The following is a 12580-nucleotide window of genomic DNA, read 5'->3' as shown; positions in this document are numbered from 1 at the left end:
TGAGAATATTATAACATCTTATTTTTTATTGTCAATATGATTTAATCATGATTTTTTATAATTAATACCAGCCTTTCTAGCTTGTGCACAAAGGTATTGTTTTCGGACATTATAAGTTTTTTTATCCTTAATAAATATAGAACCTAATTGTCTAAATTCAAAAGATACATTTGCGTCAATACATTGCTGTCTAATATCCAAAACCCAATCATAATTTAGTGGTCTTACATCCTTTCCAGACTCTCCACCTACAACAACATATTCAATATCATCATCAAGATATTTAGATATATCAATTCTTTCAAGCATTGGTTGGATTGTTATCATCTTATGTTTAATTGGCAAAGCTTTAAAAATGGGCAATCGTTCATCTGCTCTTTTTTGATTTTCAATAGTGCAACAAACTATCAAATTATCGAAATTATCTTTAAAATCTTCAGGTAATCCAATATAAAATCTTTCAATTCTTTTTGTCAAAAACATAAATGTAAGATCAGTACGAATCCTGATTATTTCCCATATCTCATTTCTCCACTCATCTGCTTCTTCAACAAGAAAATCTGCATTAAAGCACAAATATACCATCTGTCCTGGTTTTATCTTGTAATTACCTTTTTTATCCTTTTGTAAGGGTTTATCAAATTCATCAGTTTTATAAACAATATTTGTATCTATTTTCTTTCTATCATTAGCTCTAAATATATAGCAATGCTTGCAGCCTTCACTTTTTCTATGACATCCCTTCCAAGGATTCCAAGTCGACATAATTTCCTCCAAAATAATTTTTTTATTTACATAATAATGTATTCTATTACTAGTAAGTAACCATTTTCACATTATTATACATTATTTACCATAATAAATCAAACTTTATCATTTACCCTTTTATATGCTTAAAAGTAACACCACTTAAATAAAAATTCCCTAAAACCATAGTTTTAGAGAATATTAAATACACTATTAAATTAATCAAAAGCCTCTGTAATGTTTAATTAAACTATTCTAGTTTTATAAAATTATTATTTATGAAATTACTTATTTCTAACTTAATACCATCGAATGTAATTAAATCTCCATTAATAGATTTAGTTGAATATTTATTACTACTTAATTGCAAGAAACTGTCTCTATTTATATCTTTATAATCATTATGTACTATATTATAAGTATTCTCAAATCCACTATTTCCAATTATTATAAAACTTTTTCTTATAACGCTATACTTGTTATAAATTACTTCATCAAAATAGCATTGTGATCTTTCTCTGAAAGCAAAATAATTTGAACACGGATAATCACTATATATTGGTATAATATATATATTATAATCTGCATTAATTAATGAATCATAGACAAACTTTATATCATCATCAATATATCTACAACTACTCATTTTTTCAAAACATTCATAATTACACATATTGCATGAATTTATATTTAATTGTTTAAAATTTATAATTTGTACTTCATTTTTACATAATAGCTTTTTTATATATAAGCTTATTTTTTCTCCATTCCCATTTTTCAATTTTCCACTAAAATTAACTATCACTATTTTCATTATCTATCCTCTACTTTCATCAAATATTTCAAAGCCACCACATGTTTAACAATGTGATGGCTTTATTTTCAATATATTTAGATAACCTGTTCGTGTTCAAATTGACTGTTATATAGTTCAGAATAAACGCCAGCTTTCGCAAGAAGTTCATTGTGATTTCCTTGTTCAACAATATCTCCATTTTGCATAACAAGTATTAAATCAGCATCACGTATTGTTGATAAACGATGAGCGATTATAAAACTCGTTCTATCTTTCATAAGATTATTCATAGCTTTTTGAATTTGCAATTCAGTACGAGTATCGACAGAACTTGTAGCTTCGTCAAGAATAAGTATCTTAGGATTTGCAAGTATTGCTCTAGCAATAGTTAATAATTGTTTCTGTCCTTGTGATACATTTGAAGCTTCTTCATTCAGTACCATGTTATAGCCACCTGGTAATGTATGAACAAAGCTGTCAACATGAGCTGCTTTTGCTGCAGCTATTACTTCTTCTTGTGTGGCATTAAGACGTCCATATCGTATGTTTTCCATTATAGTAGCATTATATAACCATGTATCTTGAAGAACCATACCAAACATAGAACGCAAATCACTACGTGTGAATTCATTGATATCATGTCCATCAACTAGTATTGCTCCGCTATTTACGTCATAGAAACGCATTAATAATTTCACCATAGTAGTCTTACCTGCTCCTGTTGGACCAACAATTGCAATTTTTTGTCCTGGTTTAATAGCAGCTGAGAAGTTATTTATTATAATTTTATCATCATTATATCCAAAGTGTACATTATTAAATTTAACATTTCCGTTAACATTTTCAAGCTTAACAGGATTTGTGTTTTCTGGAACTTCCTCTTCTTGTTCTAAAAATTCAAATACACGCTCTGCTGAAGCAGCAGTTTGTTGAAGTATATTAGATATATTAGCTATTTGGGAAAGTGGTTGTGTAAACTGACGTACATATTGAATAAATGCTTGAATATCACCAACCTCGATGGTTCTCTTTGCTGCAAGCCATCCACCTAAAATACATACCGCTACATATCCTAAATTTCCAATAAAATTCATAAGAGGCATCATTATACTAGTTAGGAATTGAGACTTCCATGCAACTCCAAAAAGTTGATTGTTCATTTTATCAAACTTCTCTATACTGTCTTTTTCTCCATTGAAAGCTTTCATTACTATGTGTCCGCCGTACATTTCTTCAACGTGTCCATTGACATTTCCTAAATAATCTTGTTGTTGTTTAAAGAATTTTTGAGAGTTCTTAACAATAACAATAATAAGTATCATTGATAATGGAATAATAACCATTGCTACAAGAGTCATTTGCCAACTTATACTAATCATCATGACTAATACTCCAATGACAGTTATAACAGATGTAATAATTTGACTTAAACTTTGGTTAAGCGTCTGGCTAAGGGTATCAACATCATTAGTAACACGAGATAAAACTTCACCGTGATTTGTGCTATCAAAATACTTAAGAGGCATGCGGTTAATTTTTTCAGAAATATTTTTTCTTAATTTATAGCTTACCTTCATAGATACACCAGACATTATCCATCCTTGAATATAACTAAACGATGCACTTACTAAATAGAACCCTATAAGTATCAACATAATTTTTCCGATATAATCAAAATCTATATTTCCTATGCCAGAAATTTTAGCCATTACACCTTCAAATAATTTTGTTGTTGCTTTTCCTAAAATTTTTGGACCTACTATTGCAAATACAGTACTTGCTGCGGCAAATATAAATACAATTATCATTGAAATCTTATAAACACTTAAATATTTTATAAGTTTTTTCATTGTGCCTTTGAAATCACGAGCTTTTTCTCCACCTCGCATCATTCCACCAGGACCTCTCATTTGACCATGGTTCTTTTGATGAGTTTGTGTTTTTGTATTTTGCTCTCTCATGCTAATTCCTCCTTTGATAGCTGTGATAAAGCAATTTCTTGATAAGTTTTACAATTTTTTAACAGTTCAGCATGGGTACCAATACCAACTACTTTACCTTCATCAAGAACAATAATCTGTTCAGCATTCATAATAGTTGAAATACGCTGTGCAACTATAAGAAGTGTACTTGAAGCTGTTTGATTCTTTAATTCTTTTCTAAGTAATGCATCTGTTTTAAAATCAAGTGCTGAAAAGCTATCATCAAATATATAAATTTGAGGTTTCTTTACGAGAGCACGTGCAATCGATAATCTTTGCTTTTGACCGCCTGATACATTGTCTCCACCTTGTGATATTTCACTTTCAAGTCCATCAGGTTTTTCACTTACAAATTCCATAGCTTGTGCAATTTCGATGGCTTTCTTTATATCATCTATTGTTGCATTTTCATCAGCATACTTTAAATTAGACTCTATAGTACCTTGGAATAACGAACCTTTTTGTGGTACATATCCAATTTGTTCTCGCAACTCATGCTGTGTTACTTCTCTAACATTCATTCCATCAATAAGTATTTCTCCACTTGTTATATCATAAAAACGTGGAAGTAAATTTATAAGCGTTGACTTTCCAGAACCAGTAGAACCTATAAATGCTGTAGTCTGTCCTGGTAAAGCCTTAAAGCTTATATTCTTAATTACATCTTCCTCAGCTCCAGGATATTTGAAGTGTACATTTTTATATTCAACTACTCCTTTAATTTTCTTATTAAAACGCTTAGGCTCTTTTGGATCTATTATAGTAGGTCTCACCTCTAAAACTTCTGCAATTCTTTGTGCAGATACTGAGGCTCTTGGTATCATAATAAACATAAAAGACATCATCAAGAATGCAAAAATTATTTGCATAGCATATTGCATAAATGCCATCATATCTCCTACTTGCATATCTGAGTTTGCAATTTGATGAGCTCCTACCCAAACAATAAGCAATGTAACACCATTCATTAATAGCATCATAGCAGGAAACATTAATACCATTACACGATTTACAAAAAGATTTGTACTTGTAAGGTCTTTGTTTGCCTTGTCGAATCTCTTCTCCTCAAACTTTTGAGTATTGAAGGCTCTTATTACCATCATTCCTGAAAGGTTTTCACGAGTAACTAAATTTAGTCTATCTATTAGTTTTTGAATTGCCTTAAATTTTGGAACTGCAATTGTGAATACGCTCCCAATTAGTGACATTAGAACTATAACTGCTAATGCTATAATCCATGACATTGAAACACTCCTATTAAGAGCCTTTATAACTCCACCTATTCCCATTATAGGTGCATATATTATCATCCTTATGGCAAGAACAATAAGCATCTGAATTTGAGTAACATCATTAGTAGTTCTTGTAATTAGTGAAGCAGTAGAAAATTTGTCAAATTCAGCATTTGAGAAATTTTCAACCTTTGTAAATATATCTTTACGCAGATTTTTTGATACTCCTGCAGCGGTTCTTGCTGCTAATAGTCCAACAATAACAGTACATATTGCACTAAATAAAGATATTAGAAGCATATATTTTCCTGTGTTTATAATATATCTACTTTGTATTTTATCTGTATTCATTCCTAATGCAGAATATTCAGCTTTAATTGAACTAGCAGCTGCTTGATTAATCATGCTATCCCCTAAAGCTGAAAACTTTTTATTCATATCATCAGTTATTTTCAAACGCTGTTCAGCTGGCATATTTTCAAATAAAACAAATAAATCTGTATCAGCAGGAATTTCATTCCCATTAAAATTTATTACATCGTCCTTAGCATCAGCTTTTATTTTTTCAACACCTGTAACTGCAACAAAAGCTTTTCCTATTATAGGACTCATTTTGTTAATTTCCTCTTTACTTACGTCATTCAATATGTAAATAGATTCCTTCTCTAAAACAGGATATTTTTTAACATACTTATCATATTCTAAATTAGATTTATCAATTAATGAATAATTTTTCATTATATTTTTATTATCATTTTTATCCACAAATATTGTAAGTTTATCCATTTGACTTGCTCTAATCGCCTTTGGCACTGAATTTTCAATACCGCCCTGCTGAATACCTATGTTTACAATATCAGACATGTAGTCTGGCAATGAAAGATCACACATTACCTGAACAAAAAGCAAAATTATTGCAGTCAATATTAATGCAATAAATGGTTTTAGATATTTTGCTAATTTAACCATCTTCCTATCATCTCCTTATCAAATACTAAATTATTCTTGTTAGTTACATATTTTATATTAGCTAGTCTAGTATTTTTTTTAGACTATTTAATCCTTGAAGTATTCTATCCAACTCTTCGTCGCTGGCTCTACTCATTTTTATTTCAATCTCTTTCTCTGCTTCTTTAAATTTTTCTTCAGCAATTTTTTTGAATTCTGGTGTAATATTAACATATACTACTCTTCTATCTTCTTTGCTTCTTACTCTTTCAACTAATCCTTGCTTTTCAAGTCTATCTACTATTCCTGAAACGGTACTGTTAGATAAATTAAGTTTCTCACTTAAATCACTAATCTTCATTTTTTCATTATGAGCCAAAATTCCCATCATCATCCCTTGAGCACCAGTTAGATTTACTTCTTTATATTGACACTTTATATTTTTCTTTAGAGTCTTCATTACTTCTCTAAAAGTTCTAAGTATTTCTAATGCTTTAGATGTTTCTTCCATAAGTTTATTCACCTTCTCTCAAATCAATTTTATATAAAAGTATTTCGTATAATTAACTTTCGTATAATAATATTTCGTATGCTAAATATATTTTACACTTTTTATTCTTCTTGTCAAGATTTTTTTAACAAATAAAACAAAACCATTTATCATTAATTGTATAATTGATAAATGGTTTGATTGATTGTTGTGCTTTGCTATTTAATAATTCTAACCTTTCATAAAGTAGGAACGTTCTTATAGAATTTTGCTTTTTATTTGTGTATAGTTAATATTGTCAGAGGGAATTTCACTATAAACTCACTTCCCTTGCTTTTTAAACTATTTACGCATATTTTCGCATTGTGTCTAAGCGCAATTTGTTTTGCAATCGATAGACCTAACCCAGTTCCATTTGTGTTTTCTATTGCTTTTGTTTTATAAAAACGTTCAAATAAATAAGGTAAATCTTGTTTTTCTATTCCTATACCTTCATCTTTAATTGAAATATTTAAGCTTTCATTTCTAGATAATGTTATATTAATGTGACCATTTTGTGGAGAAAATTTAATAGCATTGTCAAGTAAAGTCATAAACATTTGCCTAAGCCTTCCATAATCACCACAAATAGAACAATTTGTAGCGGTGTTTACTAACAATAATTCTATATTTTTTGACTTAGCTATGTTTTTTGCACTTCTTATAATATCATTGATAACATCGTAAATATTTACATCTAACATTTCAATTTTAAACTCTGTATTTTGAAGTCTTGATAAGTCCAGTAAATCTCCTATAAGCCTTTGTAAGTTTATACTTTCATTTAACATTTGCTTATAGTATTCTTTTACTTGATTTTCTTCAGTTACAACTTCGTCATTTAGTGCTTCAAGAGAACCACGGATAACTGTAATTGGAGTTCTTAATTCATGTGAAATATTCGCAATAAAATCACGTCTTAATTGCTCTAATTTTTCACTTTCCTTTGAAGATAAATAAAGCCTATCAGAAAGAATATCCATGTTATTCGCAAGAGTACCGATTTCATCACCTTGCTTAATATTATTTTTTACAGTATAATTGCCGTCTGCCAGTTTTATTGCAGTATTATTCATCTTGTTCAAAGGTTTAGTAAAGATTACAGAAAAAGTTATTGAAAGTAAAACAGCAATAATTAAAGCAATGCCAACGCTTAAAGACAAAATAAAAATACCCTTTGCTATTACAAGGTTAATTCCATTGATAGGAGAATGAAGTAACACAACACCAATTACTATATCATTGCTTGATATTATTGGTGTTCCAACTGTTAGGACAGAAGTATCTAATATAGAGCTAAAACTTTCGCTAAAAGCCGTTTTCCCTTTAAATACATCTTTAACAATATTTTCAGCATTTAGCGGCAACTCAGAAAATGAATATTGTGAGTGAAGTCCTTTGCCACTTGTAATAATATTAAGATTTTCATCCACAATCCAGACATCAGCCATAGCTATATCATTTAAAAATTTAATATAAGCTCCGTATCCTTTACCTTGCACTTTTATTGTGTTTCCTTCTATAATGGGTGATAAGGTTTCGGATATTTTTGTTGCCCTTTTTTCAAGTTCAATCTTATTTAATTCAACAGTATTTCTTTTAAAAAGGAAAATAAAAATACCACTAAAAATTAATAAAAAAACTAAAAGTGCTAATGTAAAATATAAAGTAAGTTTAAATGCAATTCTATTTTTCATTTTTTAAACCCTCAAATTTATATCCAACACCCCATATTGTAGTAATATCCCAATTATCATGTTGAAATTTATTAATCTTAGCTCGTAACCTTTTAATATGTGAATCCACTGTTCTTGTGTCACCAAAATAATCATATCCCCAAAGGCTATTTAAAAGATTATCCCTTGAAAAGACTTTGTTTTGATTATTTGCAAGTGTCCATAAAAGTTCTATTTCCTTTTTTGTTAGTGAAACATTTTGGCTAGCAACTGTTACAAAATAATCATCTAAATTTATTATAAGGTTATCAAAACTAAAAACTTGAGAAGTTTTATCATCTGATTTAGCAATTCGACGAAGAATAGCACGGACTCTTGCCATTACCTCTCCAGGAGAAAATGGCTTAACAATATAATCGTCTGCTCCGATATCAAGTCCCATAATTCTTTCAAAATCCTCGCCTCGTGCGGTTACCATAATAATAGGAACGTTTGAAGTTTTTCTTATCTCTCTGCAAACTTCAAAGCCGTCAATAGAAGGCATCATTACATCAAGTAAAATTATTTCTGGATTAAATTCATTGAATTTTGAAATTGCCTCTTCTCCATTACCTGCTATTATAGGAGTATAGCCCTCTTTTTTTATATATTCTGATAAAATTGAAGAAATTTGAGTATTATCATCTGCTACTAAAATATATCCCAACTTGAACACCTCTTATTATTTATTTATATTAATATATCATAAAAAATTAGTATGGTAAATATGTGTCTTTTTAGTAATATACAAAACAACTAAAAATTATTTAATGAAAAGTAGTTTTTATTCCATAATAAAAACACAATTAAAACATAAAAGTAGATTATTATATAACCATAGCAGAAATGCTAATAAAAAAATGAAAGGAGTCATTTAAAATGACAAAGATTAAAAAAATCATAACACTTGGAACAGTATTATTAGTAGTTGGTGCAACATCAATGACAGCATTTGCAGCTTCAAATTATAAAACTCCTGCGGACGTTGTAGCAGGGCTCACAGGAAAAACAGTCGAAGCTGTTATTGAAGCAAAACAGGAAACAGGCAAAACTTATGGAACTCTTGCAAATGATGCAGGAAAGCTTGAAGAATTCAAAAAAGAAAATATTGAAATCAAAAAAGATATTCTAGAAGAAAAAGTTGCTGATGGAATACTTACACAAGAAAAAGCAGATGAGATTATAAATGCTATTGTAGAAAATCAAGCAAATTGCGATGGCACTGGGTCTGCTAAAATCGGTCAAGAATATGGAATCGGTTTTGGTAAGGGTAACGGACACGGTATGAGAAATGGTGAAGGACAAGGCAAAAGAATGGGTAACTCCAAAGGATCTTGTTTTTCAGAATAATAACAAAGAAAGTGGTGTTTAAAATGGCATCACTTTCTTTGTTGATAAGATTATTATTTGGTGTATTTATGTCTATTCAACTCCAGATTGATATTTTTTTAATCCTAGAGACATAATTACTTTCAAAATAAAAATATAAATAACAGGTGCTAAAAAAATCCATAATAAATTTAAACTATCAATTTTACATAAAGCAATTCTTGTAGGTAAAGCACTAAATAGAAAAACAGGAATTACATATAATAATAGATTTTGAATTGCTTTTGGAAATACTGAATCTGGTTTTTCACCTATAGTAAGTAATTGTACCACTATATTTGATATTGCTTCTGCCCTTATACCAAATAAAGCAATACTATAAACTATAAAAAACATTATACCCATGGTCAACGAACCACAAATTATTGATAATATATATATAATGCTTATATTTGCATTACATAATTTCAAACAATAATAATTTAATATCATCAGAAGTGGTGTTGAAAGAGCTGGCGCAAAATTTATATTTTTAATAATAAAATTTACTACTAATGATTTAGGCTTTAACAACTCATAATCTAAGAGCCCATTTATTATTGATCCGCCATATTTTGAAACTGATTCAGAAAAGAAAATAGCATATATATTATTCACCAGAAAGAAACACGAAATATATAACAAAATTTCATTAGCACTATAACCACCAAAATTGCTTACACTTTTACCTAAAATAAAATAACATAAAAATGTTGATATATATAGAGCTAAATCAGCTAAAAACCAACTAATCATATTTGCTCTATACATTGTTGATTTTTTAAAAGCATATACTAATGATTCTTTAATCATTTTCATTAACCTCCACTAGATGTATATTTTTTCATACCGCGATTTTTAAGTACTAACATAAATATTGTTAAAGTAATAATCCATAGGGTAGATATAAATAACCCATTTTTAATAATTTCTATATTAAAATTATTGTCTATTAATACTTTTGTGGGTATATAAGTTATATACGGAAAAGGTGTATATAACATTATATCCTGAATTGTTTTTGGAAATATATCTAATGGTAAAACTGCGCCAGTTAGTAGTCCCGTAATTAAATTTCTAACTGCAGCAATTCCCCATATCTCTGTTGTCCAAAATGAAAAAAAGCCAATTATTAAAGAAAATAAGGAATTAATAATAAAAGCAACAATTATCGTAGGTAATAAATATAAAACTCTTTCTAATACTATTGCATTTGGAGATATAAATAAAATTATTATTAGTAATGGTAAATATATAAAAATAAAGCGTACAATACTATCTGAAACAAAGTTTAATATAAGGTTTAATGTATAATTTAATGGTAGTAGTAGTTTTTGACCTAATTTATACGTTTTTACATCGCCTTCTATATTATGTTCAATATGTATCTGCGTAAATAATAAAATTATATTAGAGACTATTATGTATAACATCATTTCCTGTAAGTTATAACCTATTGAATTATATTTGATAATAGATTTCCAAAGAAAAAAATTCAGCAATATTGGTAAAATCAATGAATTAACAATTTCTGAGATAATAAAAATTCTATACATAAATAGTTTTTTTATAGCATTTTCACAATACCCTATAAAGATCTTAAACATATGACTTATCCAACTCCTTATATAATTCCTCAATTATTACATCTAAGCTATCTTCAGAAAATTTTATATTAAAAACTTCTTTAGCATTTGCCAACAAATGAATAATATCTGCCATCTGATCATTTCTAAAACTAATAGTATATATATCATTATTTTTTTGCACAAAAAAATTAGTAGTTTCTTCTATATTAGTAATAACACTAGGAGTAGCTCTAAATTCTATTTTTTTAGGAATTGGAGTCTTTAACTTTAATTGTTCAATTGAGCCATAATATAGTTGTTTTCCATGATCTATAACGTAAATATTATCACATAAGTCCTCAATATCGTTGATATAATGACTAGTTAAAAGAATTGATGCATTATACTTTTTTGTGTATTTTTTCAGATAATTTCTAATAGATTTTTGTGTTATAAAATCTAATCCTAAAGTAGGCTCATCTAAAAAAATAATCTTAGGTAAATGCAAAAAAGACAATATTAACTCTCCTTTCATTCTTTGCCCTAAGGAAAGTTGCCTAACTTGTTTATTTAAATCATTAACATCAAAATTTAACTCTTTTGCCATTGACATAGAGCGTTCTAATGCTACGCTTTTATCTATAGAGTATATTGTAGAGTAAAGCTTTACTGAATCAAGAATTGTTAAATCACGATCTAATTGTCCTTTTTGACCCATTACTAGTGACACACTTTTTCTATAGTTGTTTGTTTTAGTAAAAGGATCCTCGTTTAGTATTTTTATACTTCCACTATCAGATTTTACTATTCCAGAAATCATTTTAATAATCGTTGTTTTTCCAGCTCCGTTAAGCCCAACCAATCCTAAAATTTCGCCAGAATTTATGGAAAAAGTAATATTGCTTACAGCTTTTACCATTTTGTATTTTCTATGAAATAATCCTTTAAAAGATGTAGTTAATTTTTCTCCTTTAAAATAAGTTTTATAACTTTTACATATATCTTTTACTTCTATCTGTACCATAAGTTTACCTCACACATCTAGGGTTACAATTGTCTGAATTACTGTCTCTATCCAATATTAGTCTCACAACATTTATATAATTTCGTGTTCTGCTCATTTTGTTCATTAGAAAACAATATCAACAACACATTTTTTCCTTGTTGCTATTTCTTTATCAAAATCAATAAAATATTTAAAATCATGTGCGAAAACAAGTGCATCGGTTAATTTGATTTTTAAAATACAGGTATTTTTATCATTCTCATCTACATGTTTATCATAAAATGCACAAAATGCATGCCTCAGTTCTTCACGCAACGCTTTGTTTGTTTCGTCAAGTGGGTTTCCAATATTCTCACCTACGCCATGTGCCACAAATAAATTATGATTAATTGCAACGTATGGATTAAGCTTGATTTCTTTCATTTTATTGCTCAACGCATATGTAGTAATGTAGAATGCTTTATCTTTATAATAAGCATTTACTACTCTCAAATTAGCTTTTTCGCCATTGACAGTAGCCAACGGCATTGCAACATCATGTCCATATAATTCATTCATGACCTGCATACTTTCCTCAAAAAAATTCATTGTTCGTATCTTCCTTTCATCAGTGTTACTCATTCATATAAACAAATAGTTTTTATATCTGAAATAATTCTTGCTTTGAATACATTTTTAACATCCTTTAT

12 protein-coding genes are annotated in these 12580 nt (G+C 28.6%); 1 reads left to right on the top strand and 11 read right to left on the bottom strand.

Going from position 1 to position 12580, the window contains the following annotated elements; all coding sequences use genetic code 11:
* Window positions 1–45: 45 nt before the first annotated feature.
* The 7 genes from JYG23_RS03205 to JYG23_RS03175 all read right to left on the bottom strand — a co-directional run bounded on the left by JYG23_RS03205 (window position 46) and on the right by JYG23_RS03175 (window position 8616).
* Window positions 46–765, bottom strand: coding sequence for a DUF5131 family protein (locus JYG23_RS03205; protein ID WP_207237037.1), 720 nt, complete (start codon window positions 763–765; stop codon window positions 46–48).
* A gap of 232 nt (window positions 766–997) precedes the next feature.
* Window positions 998–1561 carry an NAD(P)H-dependent oxidoreductase gene (locus tag JYG23_RS03200; protein WP_207237035.1) on the bottom strand — a complete coding sequence of 188 codons (564 nt, stop codon included), beginning with the start codon at window positions 1559–1561 and terminating at the stop codon, window positions 998–1000.
* A 77-nt stretch (window positions 1562–1638) separates the two neighbouring features.
* Complete coding sequence (locus JYG23_RS03195) at window positions 1639–3504, bottom strand: ABC transporter ATP-binding protein (RefSeq protein WP_207237034.1); 1866 nt, start codon at window positions 3502–3504, stop codon at window positions 1639–1641.
* Window positions 3501–5726 (bottom strand): ABC transporter ATP-binding protein, encoded by a 2226-nt coding sequence (locus JYG23_RS03190; RefSeq protein ID WP_207237032.1) that lies wholly within the window; start codon window positions 5724–5726, stop codon window positions 3501–3503. The genes JYG23_RS03195 and JYG23_RS03190 overlap by 4 nt, the downstream gene beginning before the upstream one ends.
* A 61-nt stretch (window positions 5727–5787) precedes the next feature.
* A complete protein-coding gene (locus JYG23_RS03185) occupies window positions 5788–6216 on the bottom strand; it encodes a MarR family winged helix-turn-helix transcriptional regulator (protein WP_207237031.1) in 429 nt (142 codons plus the stop codon).
* Between the two features lie 254 nt (window positions 6217–6470).
* Window positions 6471–7931, bottom strand: a complete 1461-nt coding sequence (locus JYG23_RS03180; protein WP_207237030.1) for an ATP-binding protein — start codon at window positions 7929–7931, stop codon at window positions 6471–6473.
* The gene (locus JYG23_RS03175; protein WP_207237028.1) at window positions 7921–8616 is read right to left on the bottom strand and encodes a response regulator transcription factor; all 696 of its coding nucleotides are present in this window, start codon (window positions 8614–8616) and stop codon (window positions 7921–7923) included. Before JYG23_RS03175 ends, JYG23_RS03180 begins: the two co-directional genes overlap by 11 nt.
* A gap of 212 nt (window positions 8617–8828) precedes the next feature.
* Between JYG23_RS03175 and JYG23_RS03170 the strand changes: the two genes are divergently transcribed.
* Window positions 8829–9299 carry a hypothetical protein gene (locus JYG23_RS03170; protein WP_207237026.1) on the top strand — a complete coding sequence of 157 codons (471 nt, stop codon included), beginning with the start codon at window positions 8829–8831 and terminating at the stop codon, window positions 9297–9299.
* A gap of 72 nt (window positions 9300–9371) precedes the next feature.
* Here the strand turns inward: JYG23_RS03170 and JYG23_RS03165 are convergent, their stop codons facing one another.
* From JYG23_RS03165 to JYG23_RS03150, 4 genes are all read right to left on the bottom strand, one after another.
* A complete protein-coding gene (locus JYG23_RS03165) occupies window positions 9372–10130 on the bottom strand; it encodes an ABC-2 family transporter protein (RefSeq protein WP_207237025.1) in 759 nt (252 codons plus the stop codon).
* A 5-nt stretch (window positions 10131–10135) separates the two neighbouring features.
* A complete protein-coding gene (locus tag JYG23_RS03160; RefSeq protein ID WP_207237023.1) occupies window positions 10136–10924 on the bottom strand; it encodes an ABC-2 family transporter protein in 789 nt (262 codons plus the stop codon).
* Window positions 10917–11909 carry an ATP-binding cassette domain-containing protein gene (locus JYG23_RS03155; RefSeq protein ID WP_207237022.1) on the bottom strand — a complete coding sequence of 331 codons (993 nt, stop codon included), beginning with the start codon at window positions 11907–11909 and terminating at the stop codon, window positions 10917–10919. The genes JYG23_RS03160 and JYG23_RS03155 overlap by 8 nt, the downstream gene beginning before the upstream one ends.
* 105 nt (window positions 11910–12014) lie before the next feature.
* Window positions 12015–12479 (bottom strand): pyridoxamine 5'-phosphate oxidase family protein, encoded by a 465-nt coding sequence (locus tag JYG23_RS03150; protein ID WP_207237020.1) that lies wholly within the window; start codon window positions 12477–12479, stop codon window positions 12015–12017.
* Window positions 12480–12580 lie beyond the last annotated feature (101 nt).

This window comes from Sedimentibacter sp. zth1 (assembly GCF_017352195.1).
Lineage (GTDB): Bacteria > Bacillota > Clostridia > Tissierellales > Sedimentibacteraceae > UBA1535.
Note: the sequence above shows the minus strand (reverse complement) of the source record. Positions and strands in the feature narration are given on the sequence as shown.

What these genes read in the sequence shown, in the direction of transcription:
- JYG23_RS03205 (WP_207237037.1), bottom strand. Translation starts at nt 765, where the DNA reads ATGTCGACTTGGAATCCTTGGAAGGGATGTCATAGAAAAAGTGAAGGC.
- JYG23_RS03200 (WP_207237035.1), bottom strand. Translation starts at nt 1,561, where the DNA reads ATGAAAATAGTGATAGTTAATTTTAGTGGAAAATTGAAAAATGGGAAT.
- JYG23_RS03195 (WP_207237034.1), bottom strand. Translation starts at nt 3,504, where the DNA reads ATGAGAGAGCAAAATACAAAAACACAAACTCATCAAAAGAACCATGGT.
- JYG23_RS03190 (WP_207237032.1), bottom strand. Translation starts at nt 5,726, where the DNA reads ATGGTTAAATTAGCAAAATATCTAAAACCATTTATTGCATTAATATTG.
- JYG23_RS03185 (WP_207237031.1), bottom strand. Translation starts at nt 6,216, where the DNA reads ATGGAAGAAACATCTAAAGCATTAGAAATACTTAGAACTTTTAGAGAA.
- JYG23_RS03180 (WP_207237030.1), bottom strand. Translation starts at nt 7,931, where the DNA reads ATGAAAAATAGAATTGCATTTAAACTTACTTTATATTTTACATTAGCA.
- JYG23_RS03170 (WP_207237026.1), top strand. Translation starts at nt 8,829, where the DNA reads ATGACAAAGATTAAAAAAATCATAACACTTGGAACAGTATTATTAGTA.
- JYG23_RS03165 (WP_207237025.1), bottom strand. Translation starts at nt 10,130, where the DNA reads ATGATTAAAGAATCATTAGTATATGCTTTTAAAAAATCAACAATGTAT.
- JYG23_RS03160 (WP_207237023.1), bottom strand. Translation starts at nt 10,924, where the DNA reads ATGTTTAAGATCTTTATAGGGTATTGTGAAAATGCTATAAAAAAACTA.
- JYG23_RS03155 (WP_207237022.1), bottom strand. Translation starts at nt 11,909, where the DNA reads ATGGTACAGATAGAAGTAAAAGATATATGTAAAAGTTATAAAACTTAT.
- JYG23_RS03150 (WP_207237020.1), bottom strand. Translation starts at nt 12,479, where the DNA reads ATGAATTTTTTTGAGGAAAGTATGCAGGTCATGAATGAATTATATGGA.